The following is an 18,442-nucleotide window of genomic DNA, read 5'->3' on the forward strand; positions in this document are numbered from 1 at the left end:
ATGGATGACAGCAGCACTGCCGCGCGGTAAGCGCATAAGGTGGCTGGCGAACTCGCACCTTCCCCTTTCCTGTCAGACGCGCTGGTAATCCTTGGCGCGGCGGGAATCGTGATTCCGGTGTTTGCCCGGTTCCGCATCACCCCGATCATCGGTTTTATTGTGATCGGCGTGCTGGTCGGCCCGTTCGGGCTTGGTTCGCTGGTTGAGCGAATACCCTGGCTTACCCACATCACCATCACCAATCCCGAAGCGCTAACCCCGTTTGCCGATTTCGGCATCGTGCTGTTGCTGTTCGCCATCGGGCTGGAATTGTCGTTCAACCGCCTGTGGCAATTGCGCAAGCTGGTGTTCGGACTGGGCGCGCTGGAATTGCTGATTATCGGTTCGGCGCTGGCCACATTTCTGGGGTTCGCGGGGTTGCTCGATTGGACCGGCGCGCTGGCGCTCGGCTTTGCGCTGGCGTTCTCCTCTACCGCGATCGTGTTGCCGATTTCAGGCACCCGCACCCCGGTGGGCCGCGCCGCGCTGTCGATGCTGTTGTTCGAAGATATCATGATCGTGCCGATCATCTTCATCCTCGGCGCGCTCGCCCCCAATGCCCAAGGCGAAGGCTGGGCGGGACTCGCCGATACCCTGTGGAAAGGCGGCTTGGTGATCGCGGTGCTGCTGGTGGTTGGCCGCGTGGCGCTGCCCCGGCTGTTCGCTCAGGCGGCGCGCACCAAAAGCCCTGAATTGTTCCTCGCCGCATCCTTGCTGGTGGTGATCGGGGCGAGTCTGGCGACCGCCATCGTCGGCCTTTCGCCCATCGTCGGCGCGCTGATTGCCGGGCTGCTGATTGCCGAGACGGAATATCACACCGAAGTCGAACTGATCATGGAGCCGTTCAAGGGCTTGGCGCTGGGCATATTCCTGATCACCATTGGCATGAGCATCGATCTGGTCGCGATTGGCGCGCAGCTGGGAACGGTCGCGCTGGCGGTGGTCGGCGTGCTGGTGTTCAAGGCGCTGGTCACCGGCATCCTGCTGCGGCTGATGGGCGCGCGGCGCGGGACTGCGGCGGAAACCGGCGTGTTGATGGCCTCGCCATCCGAAACCACGCTGATCGTGCTGGCCGCAGCGACCAGCGCGCTAGTGGTCGATTTTGAGACCGCACAATTCTGGCAGACCGTCACAGCCATCGGGCTGACCGTTACCCCGCTACTGGCCAAGCTGGGCAAGGTCGTCGCGCGCCGGGTTGATAGCGTGGCAGAACATACTGCGGTCAGCGACAGTGATGAACCATGCACCATCATCGTTGGCGGAGGCCGCGTCGGGCGGTTGATCGCCGATATGCTGGAAGCTCACGATCGGCCCTACGTGATGATCGATACGGATCCCGATCTGATCGACCGGGCCAAGCGCGACGGATATTGCGCAACCTTTGGCGATGCCGCGCGCGGCGATGCGCTGACAAGGCTGGGCGTGGAAACCGCGCCCGCCGTGGTATTGACGATGGACGAGCCGGTGCTGGCGCAGCGGTTGGTGGCCAAGCTGCGCGATGCCTATCCCGATCTGCTGATCGTCGCCCGCGCGCGTGACACCGATCACGCCGCCGCCATGTATCGTGCAGGTGCGAGCCATGCTGTGCCCGAAACGCTGGAAAGCTCGCTCCAGCTATCCGAAGCCGTGCTGGTGGATATCGGGGTGGCTATGGGCCCGGTAATCGCCTCAATCCACGCCAAACGCGACGAATTCCGCGAGCAGCTGGAACGTGACGGCGGGCTCAGCGAAAAGCCAAAATTGCGAACGACCAGCGTCGAGGCTTAATCGGCGGGCACCGCCGCCAGCACCGCCTTCACCGCTGCCAAAGCTTCTGCCGCCTTATCGCCGTCCGGGCCGCCGCCCTGCGCCATATCGGGCCGGCCGCCGCCGCCCTTGCCGCCGAGTGCCGCAACCCCTGCGCGCACCAGATCGACCGCGCTGAACCGCGCCGTCAGATCATCGGTCACAGCGGCCGCAATACTGGCCTTGCCGTCATTGACCGCGATCACAGCCGCCACGCCTGAACCAAGCTGTTGCTTGGCCGCATCGAGCAGCGGGCGCAGTTCTTTCGGATCAAGCCCTTCGAGCACTTGGCCGCTAAACTTGACCCCGGCGACATCCTCATCAGCGTTTGCCGCCGCGGCGCCCGAACCGCCGCCGCCCAGCGCCAGCGCTTTCTTCGCCTCAGCCAGCTCCTTTTCGAGCCGTTTGCGTTCGTCCATCAGCGCGGTGATCCGCGCAGGGACGTCTTCGGGTGTCGCGCGGATGACGCTGGCCGCCGCCTTCAACGCTTCCTCGCGCGCCACGAGCCAGGCCCGTGCCGCCTCCCCGGTCAAGGCTTCGATCCGGCGCACGCCTGATGACACCGCGCTTTCCGAAACGATCCGGAACACGCCAATATCGCCGGTGGCGCGCACATGGGTGCCGCCGCACAATTCAACCGAGTAGCTGCGCCCGCCCTGCCCGGCGCGGCCCATCGACAGCACCCGCACTTCGTCGCCATATTTCTCGCCAAACAACGCCAGCGCGCCCGCTTCGACCGCATCATCGGGGGTCATCAGCCGGGTGGAAACCTGTTCGTTGGCGCGGATTTCGGCGTTCACCTCGGCTTCGACTGCCGCAATGTCATCGGGCGTGAGCGGTGCCGGATGCGAGAAATCGAACCGCAAGCGCTCCTCGGCAACCATGCTGCCTTTCTGCGTCACGTGCCCGCCGAGCCGATTGCGCAAGGCCGCGTGGACGAGGTGTGTGGCCGAATGGTTGGCGCGGATACGGTCACGGCGCGCGGTATCGACCTTGAGTTCGACCGTGTCACCAACCGCCACACCGCCTGCGTCAATCCGCACCTGATGCGCGTGCAACCGGCCGAGCGGCTTGGACGTTTCGGTGACGGTGGCCTTGAGGCCCGCAACATTGGCCATCGCACCAGCGTCGCCGGTCTGCCCGCCGCTTTCGCCATAAAACGGGGTCTGGTTGGTGAGGATCACCACCTCATCGCCCGCGCTCGCGGCCTGCACCTCGGCCCCGCCCTTGACGATGGCAACCACGCGGCCTTCACCGCTGGTGGCGGCATAGCCGGTGAATTCGGTCGCGCCTTCGCGTTCGGCGATGTCGAACCACACCTCGCCCGATGCGGCATCGCCGCTGCCCTTCCACGCGGCGCGAGCGGCGGCTTTCTGACGCGCCATCGCGGTGTCGAACCCTGCGCGGTCAACCCCGATCCCGCGCGCGCGCAAGGCGTCCTCGGTAAGATCATAAGGGAAGCCGAAAGTGTCGTAGAGGCGGAAGGCGATTTCGCCGTCAAGCTCGCCGCCAGTGGTCATGTCTCCGGTAGCTTCATCGAGCAATTTCAGACCCTTGTCGAGCGTGCGGCGGAACTGCGTTTCTTCGCGTTCTAGCACTTCTTCGATCAGCGCCTGCCCGCGGCTGAGTTCAGGATAGGCCTGCCCCATTTCCGCAACCAGCGCAGGCACGAGCCGGTGCATCAGCGGCTCGGACGCGCCCAGCAGATGCGCGTGACGCATGGCGCGGCGCATGATCCGGCGCAGCACATATCCGCGCCCCTCGTTGGATGGCAGCACCCCGTCGGCCATCAGGAAACTGGTCGAGCGCAGGTGATCGGCGATCACGCGGTGGCTGGCCGCCTGCTCACCCGCTGCGGCGACATTGGTGAGGTTTTCCGACGCCGCAATCAGCGCCTTGAAGGTGTCGGTATCGTAGTTGTCATGCACGCCCTGAAGGACCGCGGCGATACGTTCGATCCCCATGCCGGTATCGATCGAAGGCTTGGGCAGATCGCGGCGCGAACCATCAATCTGCTGTTCGTATTGCATAAATACGAGGTTCCAGATCTCAACAAAGCGGTCACCGTCTTCATCGGGGCTGCCGGGAGGGCCGCCAAAGATGTGGTCGCCGTGATCGTAGAAAATTTCGGAACATGGCCCGCAGGGGCCAGTGTCGCCCATCGACCAGAAATTGTCATTGGTGCTGATGCGGATGATGCGGTCGTCTGGCAGCCCGGCGATGCGTTTCCACAGCGCGTGGGCATCTTCATCGGTGTGGTAAACGGTGACGGTCAGCTTGTCTTTGGAAAGGCCCCATTCGCGCGTGAGCAGCGTCCAGGCGTGGGCGATCGCCTCTTCCTTGAAATAGTCGCCGAACGAGAAATTTCCCAGCATTTCGAAGAAGGTATGGTGACGCGCGGTATAGCCGACATTGTCGAGATCATTGTGCTTGCCCCCGGCCCGCACGCATTTCTGCGAGGATGCGGCGCGCGGAGATGGCGGGGTTTCGAGCCCGGTGAACACGTTCTTGAACGGCACCATCCCGGCGTTGACGAACATCAACGTCGGATCATTATACGGCACCAACGGCGCAGACGGGGTCGCGGTGTGGCCGGCCTTGGCGAAATAATCGAGGAAGGAGCGGCGGATGTCGTTCGTCGAGGTCATGGCCGTGCAGTTAGGCAATGCGCGCGCGTTACGCAATGGAGCGCGGCATCGGGGAGCGTTGAGCGTTGCAGCCGTGTCACAGCGGAGACACGACAACGACGAAAATCGCAAGTCTGGAGGGGGTCTAGAAGGGGTCTAAGGGGGGTCTAAGAGGGGTCTAACCCACCCCTAACGCGGGCCTGCCGGGTAACGAAAAGCCGGCGCGCGCGACTGGGGAGAAGCACACGCCGGCATTCCGGTTTTCCGGGCTGGAAGTGCACAGCACCTCCGCAACGCCCGCTTGAGGATCAGTCGTCGGAGTCCGCGTCCGGCCCCGTCATCATTTCCTCGGCAACCTTGTCGGTGCGGCTGCGGATTGCAGCTTCCAACCGGTCGCAAACTTCCGGGTTTTCCTTGAGGTAGGTTTTGGCGTTTTCGCGGCCCTGACCAATCCGGATGCTGTCATAGGAGAACCAGCTCCCCGATTTTTCAACCAGCCCCGCCTTCACGCCGAGATCGATAATCTCACCGATCTTGGAGATGCCTTCGCCGTACATGATGTCAAATTCGACCTGTTTGAACGGCGGGGCGACCTTGTTCTTGACCACTTTCACGCGGGTTGCGTTGCCGGTGATTTCGTCGCGATCCTTGATCTGCCCGGTGCGGCGGATGTCGAGCCTGACCGAGGCATAAAACTTGAGCGCATTGCCGCCGGTGGTGGTTTCGGGGTTGCCATACATCACCCCGATTTTCATGCGCAGCTGGTTGATGAAGATCACCATGCAACGCGAGCGGCTGATCGATCCGGTCAGCTTGCGCAGCGATTGCGACATCAACCGGGCCTGAAGCCCGACGTGCGAATCGCCCATTTCACCTTCGATTTCAGCGCGCGGCACCAAAGCCGCGACCGAATCGATCACCAGCACATCAATCGCGTTGGAACGCACCAGCGTATCGACGATTTCCAGCGCCTGTTCGCCGGTATCGGGCTGCGAGACGATCAGCTCGTCAATATCCACGCCCAGTTTCTTGGCATAGACTGGATCAAGTGCGTGTTCGGCATCGACAAATGCCGCCGTGCCGCCGGCCTTTTGCGCTTCGGCGATGACGTGCAGTGCCAGCGTCGTCTTGCCCGAGCTTTCCGGGCCATAAACTTCGATCACCCGACCGCGCGGCAAGCCGCCGATGCCGAGCGCAATGTCGAGCCCCAGCGATCCGGTCGAAATCGATTCGACCTGCATCGTTTCCTTCGAGCCCAGCTTCATCGCTGAACCCTTGCCAAACGCCCGATCAATCTGAGCGAGGGCTGCTTCGAGCGCCTTTTGACGGTCCACGGCTTTCTTGTCCTCTTCCACCAGCTTCAATTGCGTAGCCATCGCATGCGCTCCTTACCTTGCCTAGGGGTGATCGGCAGTTATCGACCATCAGCCCTTGCCAAGGATGTATCGCATTTGTTCTGTTGGAACAAGTGGGGAACGAAAATAATTTCCTACAACCCGCGCAATTACTTCGCTGCGCTTGCGTCGGCCTCCTGTTCGGCGCGTGTCTGGCGCAGCACCGCGCCCACCTTGTCGCCGATTGCCGCGACGCTGAACGGTTTGGCGATGAAGTGCATGTCGGGGATGTTGATGTCGCGGCGCAGCTGTTCTTCGGCATAGCCTGACATGAACAGCACCGGCATTTGCGGCAGCCGCGCCCGGATCGCGCGTACCATCGCCGGGCCGTCCATCCCCGGCATCACCACATCGCTGACCACGATATCGAACGCCGCGCCCGGTGCGGCAATCGCGGCCAGCCCTTCTTCGCCGCTGGCGCAGGCGGTCACATCATAGCCTGCGCGCACCAAGGCGCGTTCGGCGACGATCCGCACCATATCCTCATCTTCCACCAGCAGCAGCTTGCCGCCCGCCGACCAGTCGGAGGATACCAGCGGCTGGGCTTCACGCTTTTTCGGAGCCTCCCCGCGATGCACCGGGAAATAGACGGTGAAGCGCGCGCCGGTTGTCCGGCCCGTCTTGTCGGTAATGTTGTCGGCAAAGATGAACCCGCCCGATTGCTTGACGATGCCGTAGGCGGTCGACAGGCCCAGCCCGGTGCCCTTGCCCTGTTCCTTGGTGGTGAAGAAGGGTTCAAACAATTTGGGCAGCACATGCGGCGGAATGCCCCCGCCGGTATCCTGCACGATCAGCACGGTGTAATCGGCGGGCGGGAGCACTTCGGAACCCAGCTGGAGCACCTGTTTGGCCTGCAATGACCGGGTGAACAGCGAAATCCGCCCCGTCCCGTTGCCGCGTGACTGGATTGCATCGCGGGCGTTGACCGCCAGATTCATGATCACCTGTTCCATCTGCTGCGGATCGGCGCGCACCGCGCCCAGATTGCGATCATGCTGGACGTAATAGGTGATCTTTTCGCCCAGCAGGCGCTTGATCAGCGGGCTGACCTCGCTCACCACGTCGGGCAGTTGGATAACCTCGGGCCGCAGCGTCTGCTGGCGCGAGAAGGCGAGCAATTGCCGGGTCAGCGCGGCGGCGCGGTTGGAATTGGCGCGGATCTGCTGGATATCGTCATAATCGCTGTCGCCCGGAATATGGCGCAGCAACATCAGATCGCAGGTGCCGATGATCGCGGTCAGCACATTGTTGAAATCATGCGCGACCCCGCCGGCCAATTGCCCCACGGCCTGCATTTTGGTGGCCTGCGCGACCTGACGGCGCAGCTGGTTTTCCTGGCTCGAATCGGCAAGGCTCAACAGCACGGCCGCTTCGCCCAGCCCGCGCACGCCAGCCAAGCCGAGCGATACTGGCTCTTCGGGGCTATCTACCAGCCGCACGGCAACATCGCCGCTGGTCGATGGCCCGCGCCCGTGGCGGCGCACCGCATCGGACATCGCGGCCTTATCTTCGCGCACCACCAGATCGGTGGGGAAAGCGGGCAAGCCGCGCCCTTCGCGCCCGACCGATCGCAGGAACGCTTCGTTACCAAACAGGAACCGCCCATCGCGATCGGTCATCGCAAGTCCCAACGGCAATTGTGCGAGCAGCGCATCGAGCTGTGCGACCCCCGCCTGCGCTGCGCCGTCCCAGCCAGAACCGATACCCACCCCGCTATCGATCAGCAGCATCAGCGAAGTCGCCTCGTCCGGCCCGGCGGGTGCGGCCCGCGTTTCGGGATCGACCAGCGGCACATCGACCAGCGTTTGCGGGGTGCCGCCGCGCCCTTCGCGGGCAAAGAAGATGCGGTCACGTTCGTCCGAGCGCAGGAAGCTGACAAAATCCTGCCCCACCAGCGTCGCGCGATCATCACCCGCAGCGCGTTCGGCAAACCCGGTGCTGACCGCGCGGATCACGCCGTCTGCCGTGGTAATCGCGGTTTCAATCCCGGCGCGGCTGAGCATTTTGCCAAACGGCCCGGCCAGATCGAGCGCACCCAGATCAGCGCCGCTTTCACGCGTGATCGGGCGCAGCCGCCAGATCAGGTGGTCTTCGCCCCGCCCGGCGCGCTGTGCGGAAATATGCCAATCGCTTTCATCCAGCCCCGCCACCTTGTCGAGCGCGGCCGACCCATCGCGCCACGCCGTGCGGGCGAGCAGCGTCACCGCCTCCAGCGCATCGCGTTCAAACGGCAACGCGGGCGGCGCGGCGCTGACCCCGAAGCTGTCCAGAAACAGGCTGTTGGCGCACACCATGCGGTTGGCGCGATCGGTGATGGCGATGGCCTCGCCCGCGCGCTCTATCGCGGCGACGGTGACGCTCCAGTCCGGGGCAGCGATGCTGTCAGTTGCAGGTTCGGCGCGCATCCGGTCAAGCAGCATCACCCCGCCCAGCAACACGCCCGCGCCCAGCACAAAGGTGATCGCCACCAGCCAGCTTTGCGTAGCGGCGAACAGCACTGCCGCGCTGACTGCCAGCGCACCGCCGAGGCCCAGCATCAGCGTGGATGGCGGCGCAGCGCCTTCGCTCTGCGCCGCGGCTGGGGCGAGAAGCACGTTGGGGCGGTGTGAGGGGGTACCGGTGGGGCGGGACAAACGGGACGCTCCTGTTGCAAAAATCAGCCAACCGCAAACGCCCGCGCGTGCCGATGGCTTCGCGTCTGTCCTACTGCGAGCCGAGCCGCTGGTCGAGCCGCGCTTCCATAACCTTCAACCGTTTGGCGCGCCGCCGCAACACCACAGCGCGCCAGACCCAGCCGGAAATAATCCAGCCGAGCGCGGCACCGACCACCGCAAGGACGATAAAGCCAAACGCGGTCGTTCCGGCCATCTGGAAGAAATCGACTACCGCTGCCCACGCCCCCGATTCCATCGCCACATTCGCCAGCGCGGGCCCGTCTGCATCAATTCGCAAGGTGAAATGGCCGACCTTGTTGGCGACCACCAGCCAGAACGGCAGCGTGAACGGGTTGGTGACAAATGTTACCAGCGCCGCCAGCGGCACATTGGCGCGCGATGGCAGCGCCAGAAACGCAGCGAGGAAAATCTGCCCGACCGGGATGATGAACGCCGCGAACAGCCCCAATGCCACCCCGCGCGGCACCGAACGGCGGGTAAAGCGCCACAACTCGGGCGACAGAAAACGGTGCGCAATCGGCGCAAGGTATTTGTTGCGCGCCATCTCTTCGCGTGAGGGCATGTGCTTGCGGATCAAGTCCATCGCCCAGGTCTTTGAACGCCAAGACACAGGCCGTTGACGAGGGTCAGGCGTGGTCACAGCTGCACCTCTCCGCCGAAGCGCAGGCGCGCGGCGTAAATCCGGTAAGAACCGGCCAAGTTCAGCATGGCCACCATGATTGCCCATATGGGTAGCACCAGCGTGCTGACCAGTGTGTGAATTGCCCGCAAGAGGATAAATTTCAGCCGCACCTTTGCATCAGCCCTTTTCGCGCATCAGCCGCGCTTTGTCGCGTTTCCAGTCGCGTTCCTTGGTGGTGGCGCGCTTGTCGTGGGTTTGCTTGCCCTTGGCGAGCGCGAGTTCAACCTTGGCGCGGCCGGTGCTGTTGAAATAGACCATCAGCGGCACCAGCGTCATCCCCTTGCGCTCCACCGCGCCGAGCAGCTTTTCGATCTCGCGTTCGTGCAGCAGCAATTTGCGCGGGCGGCGCGGTTCGTGGTTCAAACGGTTGCCGTGGCTGTATTCGGGGACGTTGGCGTTGATCAGCCATACCTGCCCGTCCTTCACCTCGGCATAGCTTTCGGCAATGCTCGCCTCACCTGCGCGCAGGGCCTTCACTTCTGTGCCCTGCAAGGCCAGCCCCGCTTCGAACGTGTCCTCGATATAGTAATCGAACCGCGCCCGGCGGTTTTCGGCGACGATCTTGAGCTTGTCGAAGGTGACGGGTTTGGGGCGTGCCATGGGACGCGCGATGTAGGCATTGGCGCGCCAAAAAGCGAGGGGGCATCGGGGGCTTTGCGCTTTTGCTGCGCGCAAGCTAGTCGATGGGCACACAGCACGGGGAAACGCGCCAGCATGGAATCAGCCCAGCCATTCACCATCGCGGGCGAGGATTTAGCCCCCGGCACCGCGCGCGATGTTGCCTTCCCGATCACCACACTGGCGACCGGCACAGCGTCATCACTGGGCGTGCGGGTGCTCCACGGCGCGCGTTCCGGCCCGGCAGTGTTCGTCAGCGCCGCGATCCACGGGGATGAAATTATCGGCACGGCGGTGGTGCAGCGGCTGGCGCAGGAGCTCGACCCGCAGACATTAAGCGGCACGGTGCTGCTGGTGCCGGTCGCCAATATCTTCGGCTTCATGACTCGTTCGCGCTATCTGCCCGACCGGCGCGATCTCAACCGCAGCTTTCCGGGCAGCGCGGGCGGATCGCTGGCGGGACAGTTGGCGAGCATTTTCTACCGTGAGGTGGTGGGGCGCTGCCAGCTGGGGATCGATATCCATTCAGCCGCAGTGCACCGCTACAACCTGCCCCAAATCCGTATTGCAGCAGGCAACACTGGTCTGGTCGAACTGGCGATGGCGTTCGGCGCGCCGGTCATCATCGAAAGCCCCCTGCGCGATGGATCCTTGCGCGATCTGGCGCAAAAAAAGGGCGTCGATATGCTGCTGCTGGAGGCGGGCGAAGCCTTGCGGTTTGACCGGCTCTCGATTGAAACGGGCGTGGCGGGCGTCACCCGCGTGCTTGCGCATCTGGGCATGATCGCGGCGGATGATGGCCTCGCCACCGTCGGCATTCCGGCGCGCGCCAACCATTCGGTATGGGTGCGATCCCCGCGCGGCGGGGTGGCGCATATGCAGCGCGAATCCGGCGATCCGGTGCGCAAAGGCGATGTGCTGGCGCGGGTCAGCGGGGTGTTTGGCGAGGAAGCATTGGAACTCATCAGCCCGATCGACGGCATCATCATCGGCCACGCCACCTTGCCGGTGGTGCATCAGGGCGACGCGCTGTTCCACATCGCCCAGATCGCCCACCCCGAACGCGTCGGCGCGCAGATCGAAAGCATCACCGAAGCGATTCTGGCGAGCGAGCCGGAAGGTTCAGCCAAGGCGCTGCTTGATGAGGACGAGGTGATTTAGGATAACAGCCTATCAACCCGCCTTCGCCGCGCCCTACCCTTGATCGGCTTTTTGTAGTATCACTTGGCGTAGTTCAAAAACTCTCCGGGGGGGGATATCATGATACGGAAGCCCGTGGCCGCAGGCGCGCTGATTGCATTGACTTTTCCGGCGATGCTCAGCGCTGACGACAATTCTTTTTCGTTCCCGATCGACGAATTGCGATTCAATAAAATCACACCCGCCGCAACCTTAAGCCTCGCCAACAAGGCAACGGTGAAAACAGTCGCGGCGCGGCGATTGGTGGTGTCCGGGCCAAACCCCGAATTCACTGTCACCGCTGTGGCCTCTTGCAAGGACGGTGCAAAGCTGACCGGCGTGCAAGTATTCGCTGGTGGAATGGTCAATCATGGTGGCCAACTTTTCCCGATGCAGGGGTGGGGCCAATCGGCCAAAAACACCGCGATCGCAGGGCAGAAGGCGGCCCTGGTCACGATGAAGGTCAAAGTGAACATGACGCGTGAGGCAAGCAATAGCCTTGTCGACCTGACCTTCAATCCGGCGCGCGAATTCGAAAGCAAGCTGGCAGCCTTCGCAGCCAAGGGTGGATCAGCCGTGTATTATATGCAGGCCGCCGAAGCGTTCGACATGACAATCCCGATCCATTTTGCGGCCTGGTGCAAGATGGGGCCGAACGACACGAACTTCCCCAACATGGAAAGGGGCGGTTTCGTCCGTCGTGATGTCCCGGTAACTATCCTTTACCAAGGCGATCCGAAAATCGTTGATGGCGTTGGCGTCAGGGCCACAGTCGGCGGAACTGAGGGCGGAAAGATAGCCCCTCCTGCCAAACCCAAGCCGCAACGGGTCAAGACACCGGAATAGCTGCCGGTGATTGTGCTTTCACGCCAGCCCAGCTGAAACCAACGCTTCATCCACGGCGCGCTTTGCCTCATCCGAGCATTCGACCAGCGGCAGGCGCACCTCTGGCTCGATCCAGTCGTGCACGCGGGAAAGCGCATATTTCACCGGCGCGGGGCTGGCGTCGGAGAACATTGCATAGTGCAGCGGGAACAGGCGATCATTTAACTGCCGCGCCTGCTGCAATTCGTTCGCCGCAATCGCTGCGTGGAACTCGGCACACAGCGCAGGCGCAACATTGGCTGTCACCGAAATGCACCCGCGCCCGCCTGCCGCCGCGTGGGGCAGCCACAACTCGTCATTGCCCGAAAGCTGGCAGAAATCGCGCCCGATACCCATGCGGTGATCGGCCACGCGCGACAGATCGCCGCTGGCATCCTTGATCGCGATGATCCGGTCGGGATATTTGCGCACCAGTTCGACCACCGTGTCATCCAGAATATCGGTCACGGTGCGCGCGGGCACATTATACAGCACGATCGGTAGTTCGCAGTTTTCCGCCAGATAGCTGAAATGCGCCACCAACCCGCGCTGGCTGGGGCGGTTGTAATAGGGGGCGACGCACAGGCCCGCCGCCGCGCCGGCCTTTTTGGCGAAGTTCATGTGCAGCGCGGCGTTGCGGGTGTCGTTCGATCCGCAGCCAGCAATCACCGGCACGCGGCCGGCCGCCTGTTCGATGCACACCTCGATCACGCGGTGATGTTCCGCGTTCGACAGGGTCGAGGCCTCCCCCGTCGTCCCGCAGGGCACCAAAGCCGCGCTGCCATTGTCGATCTGCCAGTCGACCAATCGCCGGAAGGCGCTCTCGTCAAACGTCCCGCCGCGAAAAGGAGTCACCAGAGCGGGTATCGATCCGCTGAACATTGCCATTTTCCTGCCAAAGCCATTAGGTAAGGTGGATCAAGGTGCGAAATGAAGCTTCACGTCCCTCTCCTGTTAAGCGCCTGATAAGGAGCCGATTGGCACTATGTCCAGCATGGACCGTAATTCTATGATTTCCTTGCGGGTTCTGACCGCGATTGGATTCGGCACGGCGATGGTCGCTGCCGCGCCGCTGGCCGCGCAGGTTTACGTTGCGCCTGCGGGCGATAATATGGTCGCGCGTCAGCCCGCCGCGATCAGCGCAGCGGTGGCCCGGTGGGAAGTGCTCCACGCCAATCGGGAACTGGCATTTGCCGATTATGCGGGGTTTGTGCTGGCCTATCCCAGCTTCCCGCGAACGGAAATCCTGCGCCTGCGGGCTGAGGCCGCGCTGGAGAAGGAGGCCCCGCCGCAGGCCGATCTGCTACGCTATTTCGATGCCAACCCGCCGCTGACCAATCCGGCGCGCGCACGCTATGCGCTGGCGCTGGCCGGGGCGCAGCGGCCCGAAGCCGTGGCCGAAGCGAGGCTGGCATGGCGCGGCGGCGCGATGAGCGATCCGGCGGAGCTGTATCTGTCGGGCCTGTATGGCGCGCAATTCTCGCCTGAAGATCACGCCGTGCGGATGGATGCGCTGTTGTGGCAGGGCAATGCCGATGCGGCAGCGCGGCAGGTGATGAACCTGCGCGAAGCTGACCGGGCGTTGCCGCTCGCCCGCCTGTCGCTGCTGCGCGGTGCGCGGCCCGAGGCCGCTGGCCTTGCGGTGCCCGCCGGGGCTGAGGCCGATCCGGGCTATATCTTCAACCTCGTCAAACATCTGCGCGCTACCGGCCAAGCCGGGGAAGCGGTGCGGGTGTTCGCCAGCCGCCCGACCTTCACCCGACCTGCCCGCGATCCCGAAACCTTCGTGGGTGATCTGCTGGCGCTCGCCAAGGCAAGCGGCGCGCGCGGCGCAGTGCAGGTTGCCAGCCGCACCGATGATCTGTTCGCGCCGGGCACCGACCTTTCGCTCACAAGCTTTACCTTGCGTGATCGTTACACCGATCTGATGTGGCTGGGCGGCACCAAAGCGCTGTGGGATCTGGGTGACGGCGCGGCGGCCGCACCGCTGTTCCAACGTTATGGCGATGCCGCCAAGACCCCGCTGACCAAGGCCAAGGGCTATTTCTGGGCGGGCCGCGCCGCGCGCCAATCGGGCAATGAAGCCGATGCGGTGCGTTATTTTGAAATGGCGGCGCGCTGGCCTGATTATTACTACGGCCAGTTGGCGCTCGCGGCGATGAACCGCCCGATGCCCGCCTTTGCCCCCCTGCCCCAACCCGCGATGGACGCATCCGTGCGCGCCGAATTTGAAAGCCGCCCGCTGGTCAAGGCGATCCGCGCCATCGCCGCAGGTCGCCGCGACTGGCGCACCGAACGCCGCTTTTTCGAGGCGCTGGGCGATGAGGCTGACAGCCCCGAAGAAATGCTGATGGCCGCCATGCTGGCGCGCGAAACCGGGCTTGATGAAATGGCCGTGGTGCTGGGCATGAAAGCGGGCGAAAACGGGCTGGCCGGGCTGGAACGGATCGGCTTTCCCACCGTCTCCACCCCGCCTGTCGTCAATGACTGGGTGATGGTGCACGCGATCAGCCGTCAGGAAAGCGAATTTGACCAGCACCGCGAAAGCCATGCCGGTGCGCGCGGGGTGATGCAGTTGATGCCGGGCACCGCGCGCGAACAGGCGGGCAAGCTGGGGATCAATTACCTGTCAGCCGATCTGACCGCTGCGCCGCATTACAATATCCAGCTGGGCGATGCCTATTTCGTCCGGATGATGAGCTATTACGGCGGGGCCTATCCGCTCGCAGTGGGGGCTTACAATGCCGGGCCGGGGCGGGTGAACCAATGGCTGCGACTGAACGGCGATCCGCGCCGGGGCGATACCGACTGGGTCACATGGGTTGAGAAGATCCCGGCCAATTTCGAAACCCGCTATTACATCATGCGGGTGATTGGCAATGCGGTGACCTATTCGCATATGTATCCGGCCGAAGCGGGCCTGCCGCGCCCGGTCGATGCCTTCCTGCGTTGATCCCCTGCGCGTCATGAAAGTTCAGGGTCAACCGATCACGCCTGCGGGCATGGCTGCGTTAAAGGCGCGCTATGACCTGTTGCTCGGCAGCGAACGCCCGGCGATTGTCGAGATTGTCAGCTGGGCGGCAGGCAATGGTGATCGCAGCGAGAACGGCGATTATCTCTATGGCCGCAAGAAAATGCGCGAGATCGACCGTGAACTGACGCATTTGATCAAGCGGATGAAGGCGCTGAGGGTGGTTGATCCGGCGGCGCAGATTGACCGCAGCCGGGTGTTTTTCGGCGCGCAGGTGGTAATTGCTGACGCGGATGACAACAGCCAAACCGTGACGCTGGTCGGCGATGATGAACAGGATGCGGGCGCTGGCCGGATCGGCTGGAACTCCCCGCTCGCCAAGGCATTGCGCGGCGCGCAGGTGGGTGATCTGCGGATGGTCTCCGTGCCGTCGGGTAGCCGCGAATGGGAAGTGTTGAGCATCGCCTATGACTAGGCTGTTCGCCCCGATAGCTGTGGCCGCCGCCCTGCTGATCACCCCGCCGCTGGCTGCGCGTGACAGCCTTGGGGTGTATGACGGGTGGGCCGCGTTCAAGGATGTGAGGCCGCTACGCTGCTATGCCATCGCCAAGGCGCAAGGATCACCGCCCGCGCCCGCCTATGCCACAATCTCGACATGGCCGGACAGGAAGGTGCGCGGGGCGCTACACCTGATGCTGTCGCGCGAAGTGGTGGACAAGGCTCCGGTGCGGCTGGCTATCGGCGCAAACCGTTTCACCCTCGTCGCCAAGGGCCGCAATGCCTGGGCCAAGGACGCGCGCGACGACGCCGCAATCATCGCCGCGCTGCGCTCTGCCAGCCGGATGAGCGTATCGGCAAGCAGCACCAAGGGCGGCCGGTTTACTGACCGCTACGCCCTTGCCGGAGTGGCGACGGCGATGGATGCGGCAACCGTAGCTTGCGCCAAGCCGCGCTGACTGGTCAAACCGCGCATCCGCGACTATAGGCGCTCCACCCATGGCCGATACTGCACTCATGACCATCCCGGGCCTCAGCGACCCGGTGCCTGCCGCGCGTGACATCACGCCGCGCGCCGACGGGCGTATTGACCTCCTCGGTCTGTCTCGGCCGCGCATCTGCGAATTGTTCGCCGCCGCCGGGTTGGACGCCAAAGCGGCCAAACTGCGCGCCAAGCAGGTGTTCCACTGGCTCTATCACCGCGGCGTCACCGATTTCGACGCGATGACCGACATCGCCAAGTCGATGCGCCCGTGGCTCAGCGAACGCTTTGTGATCGGGCGGCCAGAGATTGTCGAGGCGCAGCACTCCGCCGATGGCACCCGCAAGTGGCTGCTGCGCACCGCCGATGGCCACGATTACGAGATGGTGTTCATCCCAGATGAGACGCGCGGCACGCTGTGCGTTTCCAGCCAGGTCGGCTGCACGCTTAATTGCACCTTCTGTCATACTGGCACGATGCGGCTGGTGCGCAACCTGACGCCGGGCGAGATTGTCGGCCAGGTGATGCTCGCGCGCGACGCGCTGGGCGAATGGCCGAAAGCCGGAACTACCGCGAATCCCCGCGCAGGCGGGGACCTCGGGCAATATGGCGCTATCCCGACTGAGGCCCCCGCCGTCGCGGGGGCGCACAATAATGCCGATGACGAGGACGAGGACGACTTCGAATACACCGCCGATGGCCGGTTGCTGACCAACATCGTGATGATGGGCATGGGCGAACCGCTTTATAATTTCGATCATGTGCGCGATGCGCTGATGCTGGTGATGGATGGCGATGGCCTCGCCCTGTCAAAGCGCCGCATTACCCTGTCGACCAGCGGCGTAGTGCCGATGATGGCACGCTGCGGCGCTGAAATCGGCGTGAACCTCGCAGTGTCCTTGCACGGCGTGCGCAAGGAAGTGCGCGATGAACTGGTGCCGCTGAACAAGAAATACGGGCTTGAAGACCTGCTACAGGCCTGCGCCGATTACCCCGGTGCATCCAACGCGCGGCGCATCACGTTTGAATATGTGATGATCAAGGGCAAGAACGATTCCGATGATGACGCGCGCGAATTGGTGCGGCTGCTCAAAGCCTATAATCTGCCCGCCAAGGTCAACCTGATCCCGTTCAACCCGTGGCCCGGCAGCGGCTATGAATGTTCCGATCCCGACCGCATCCGGCGTTTTTCCAACATCGTGTTCGAAGGCGGCATTTCCGCCCCGGTGCGCACGCCAAGGGGGCGCGATATTGACGCGGCCTGCGGCCAGTTGAAAACCGCTGCGGAAAAGAAATCGCGCGCGCAGCGCGACCGTGAGGCAGCGGCGGCGGCGGCGGCGGCCGTCTAGCCTGACCGATGGACGTGCCGCTCAGCCGCCCGCTCGAAGCCATCTGCACCGGCACCGCCCGGCCCTTCAACGGCGCAGAATTGAGCGCGATCATGAAACGCCCGCGCGAAGGCATGGTGCAGGTGCTGGCCGATGGCCTCGCGCCCGATGAACAGGCCGACCGGCACCACCATGGCGGGCCGGACATGGCGCTGCATCTCTACCCGCTCGATCACCATGATGATTGGGCCGAGGTGCTTGGCCATCACCCGCTATTGGCCGAGCCCGGCTGCTTTGGATCGAACCTTGCGGTGCGCGGGTTGACCGAGGACATGGTGCATATTGGTGATCGCTTTCGGCTGGGGCCCAAGACAACCGGGGCGCTGATCGAAATCAGCCAGCCGCGCCAGCCGTGCTGGAAGATCGAACATCGCTTTGATCGCAAAGGCATGGTTGCGCGCATCGTAACAACGGGGCGCTGCGGGTGGTATTTCCGCGTGATCGAGGCGGGCGACGTAACAGCGGGTGATTTGCTGGAGCGAGTCGCAATCGGGGCGACAGATTGGAGCGTCGCGCGGGTGTTTCGCGCGCTGATGGCCGGGAAAGCCACCGCTACCGAACTTGAAGAACTCGCTGTGCTTGCCCCGCTCAGCCGCAAATTGCGCGAAAAAGCGGCGCAGAAACAGGGTTAGCAACGGCTTGTCGCGCGCCAACGCCGGTTCATCCAACCCTGCTGCTTCCTGCCAAGTCCGTTCATGCTACATTCGCTTTAGATGAACGATAACGGTCGTGCTCCATCGGGGAGCCCTCACAAGGGAAACGACCATGAAACACCTCGCCATCTTCGCCGCTGCCGGTTCGCTGGCGTTTTTTGCCGCCCCAGCGCAGGCGGTCGAGCTGCCCGCAGCGCCCGCTGTCGCGGCGTTCAACCACACCGCGAACCCCATGGTGCCGGTCGCCTCCTATGATCGTGATCGCTATGATGATCGCCGCAAATACCGCGGACGTGACCGCGATGATCGCCGCTACAGCCGTGATCGCCGCCACCATAACGACCGCTACGATGGCCGCCGTCTAAGCCGCAACGACCGCGTATGGCGCGGCAATGACGGGCGCTATCGCTGCCGCCGCGATGATGGCACCGTGGGCCTGGTGATCGGTGCCGGCGTCGGCGCGCTGATTGGCCGCGAAGTCGACAATCGCGGTGATCGCACGCTCGGCACCGTACTTGGCGCAGTCGGCGGCGGTCTGCTGGGCCGCGAAGTCGACCGGGGCGGCGCACGCTGCCGCTGATTACGGAC

At 63.8% G+C, this 18,442-nt stretch carries 16 protein-coding genes; 9 read left to right on the top strand and 7 right to left on the bottom strand.

Annotated elements, in window-relative coordinates:
* Positions 1 to 39 precede the first annotated feature (39 nt).
* Entirely contained in the window at positions 40 to 1,806 is a 1,767-nt protein-coding gene (locus tag ACSSV3_RS10550; RefSeq protein ID WP_354324586.1) for a cation:proton antiporter domain-containing protein, read from the top strand.
* Here ACSSV3_RS10550 and alaS read toward each other — a convergent pair.
* The 6 genes from alaS to smpB form a co-directional block, all read right to left on the bottom strand.
* Positions 1,803 to 4,472, bottom strand: coding sequence for an alanine--tRNA ligase (gene alaS / locus ACSSV3_RS10555; RefSeq protein WP_354324584.1), 2,670 nt, complete (start codon positions 4,470 to 4,472; stop codon positions 1,803 to 1,805). The two genes, ACSSV3_RS10550 and alaS, sit on opposite strands and share 4 nt — an antisense overlap.
* Before the next feature lie 287 nt (positions 4,473 to 4,759).
* Positions 4,760 to 5,827 (bottom strand): recombinase RecA, encoded by a 1,068-nt coding sequence (recA, locus tag ACSSV3_RS10560; protein ID WP_354324582.1) that lies wholly within the window; start codon positions 5,825 to 5,827, stop codon positions 4,760 to 4,762.
* A 128-nt stretch (positions 5,828 to 5,955) separates the two neighbouring features.
* Positions 5,956 to 8,382, bottom strand: a complete 2,427-nt coding sequence (locus tag ACSSV3_RS10565; protein WP_354324963.1) for a response regulator — start codon at positions 8,380 to 8,382, stop codon at positions 5,956 to 5,958.
* A gap of 166 nt (positions 8,383 to 8,548) precedes the next feature.
* Positions 8,549 to 9,082, bottom strand: coding sequence for a DUF2062 domain-containing protein (locus ACSSV3_RS10570; RefSeq protein WP_354324580.1), 534 nt, complete (start codon positions 9,080 to 9,082; stop codon positions 8,549 to 8,551).
* 74 nt (positions 9,083 to 9,156) lie between these two features.
* Complete coding sequence (locus ACSSV3_RS10575; protein WP_354324579.1) at positions 9,157 to 9,312, bottom strand: hypothetical protein; 156 nt, start codon at positions 9,310 to 9,312, stop codon at positions 9,157 to 9,159.
* Between the two features lie 7 nt (positions 9,313 to 9,319).
* On the bottom strand, positions 9,320 to 9,802 hold the full coding sequence (gene smpB / locus ACSSV3_RS10580) for an SsrA-binding protein SmpB (RefSeq protein ID WP_354324577.1): 483 nt from the start codon (positions 9,800 to 9,802) through the stop codon (positions 9,320 to 9,322).
* Between the two features lie 114 nt (positions 9,803 to 9,916).
* Between smpB and ACSSV3_RS10585 the strand changes: the two genes are divergently transcribed.
* Complete coding sequence (locus tag ACSSV3_RS10585; protein WP_354324575.1) at positions 9,917 to 10,981, top strand: succinylglutamate desuccinylase/aspartoacylase family protein; 1,065 nt, start codon at positions 9,917 to 9,919, stop codon at positions 10,979 to 10,981.
* A gap of 99 nt (positions 10,982 to 11,080) precedes the next feature.
* Entirely contained in the window at positions 11,081 to 11,845 is a 765-nt protein-coding gene (locus tag ACSSV3_RS10590; RefSeq protein ID WP_354324574.1) for a hypothetical protein, read from the top strand.
* 18 nt (positions 11,846 to 11,863) lie between these two features.
* Here the strand turns inward: ACSSV3_RS10590 and dapA are convergent, their stop codons facing one another.
* A complete protein-coding gene (gene dapA / locus ACSSV3_RS10595) occupies positions 11,864 to 12,745 on the bottom strand; it encodes a 4-hydroxy-tetrahydrodipicolinate synthase (RefSeq protein ID WP_354324962.1) in 882 nt (293 codons plus the stop codon).
* Between the two features lie 112 nt (positions 12,746 to 12,857).
* Here dapA and ACSSV3_RS10600 point away from each other — a divergent pair, with 112 nt between their 5' ends.
* The 6 genes from ACSSV3_RS10600 to ACSSV3_RS10625 all read left to right on the top strand — a co-directional run bounded on the left by ACSSV3_RS10600 (position 12,858) and on the right by ACSSV3_RS10625 (position 18,434).
* Entirely contained in the window at positions 12,858 to 14,816 is a 1,959-nt protein-coding gene (locus tag ACSSV3_RS10600) for a lytic transglycosylase domain-containing protein (protein ID WP_354324572.1), read from the top strand.
* Positions 14,817 to 14,829: 13 nt separating this feature from the next.
* Positions 14,830 to 15,309, top strand: a complete 480-nt coding sequence (locus ACSSV3_RS10605) for a GreA/GreB family elongation factor (protein ID WP_354324570.1) — start codon at positions 14,830 to 14,832, stop codon at positions 15,307 to 15,309.
* Positions 15,302 to 15,790: a hypothetical protein gene (locus ACSSV3_RS10610; RefSeq protein ID WP_354324569.1), complete on the top strand. Its 489-nt coding sequence runs from the start codon at positions 15,302 to 15,304 to the stop codon at positions 15,788 to 15,790. Before ACSSV3_RS10605 ends, ACSSV3_RS10610 begins: the two co-directional genes overlap by 8 nt.
* Positions 15,791 to 15,830: 40 nt before the next feature.
* A complete protein-coding gene (gene rlmN / locus ACSSV3_RS10615; RefSeq protein ID WP_354324568.1) occupies positions 15,831 to 17,162 on the top strand; it encodes a 23S rRNA (adenine(2503)-C(2))-methyltransferase RlmN in 1,332 nt (443 codons plus the stop codon).
* An 8-nt stretch (positions 17,163 to 17,170) separates the two neighbouring features.
* Positions 17,171 to 17,833: an MOSC domain-containing protein gene (locus ACSSV3_RS10620; protein ID WP_354324566.1), complete on the top strand. Its 663-nt coding sequence runs from the start codon at positions 17,171 to 17,173 to the stop codon at positions 17,831 to 17,833.
* A gap of 133 nt (positions 17,834 to 17,966) precedes the next feature.
* Positions 17,967 to 18,434 (top strand): glycine zipper 2TM domain-containing protein, encoded by a 468-nt coding sequence (locus ACSSV3_RS10625; RefSeq protein WP_354324564.1) that lies wholly within the window; start codon positions 17,967 to 17,969, stop codon positions 18,432 to 18,434.
* The last annotated feature ends 8 nt before the right edge of the window (positions 18,435 to 18,442 follow it).

Source organism: Porphyrobacter sp. MBR-49 (assembly GCF_053628655.1).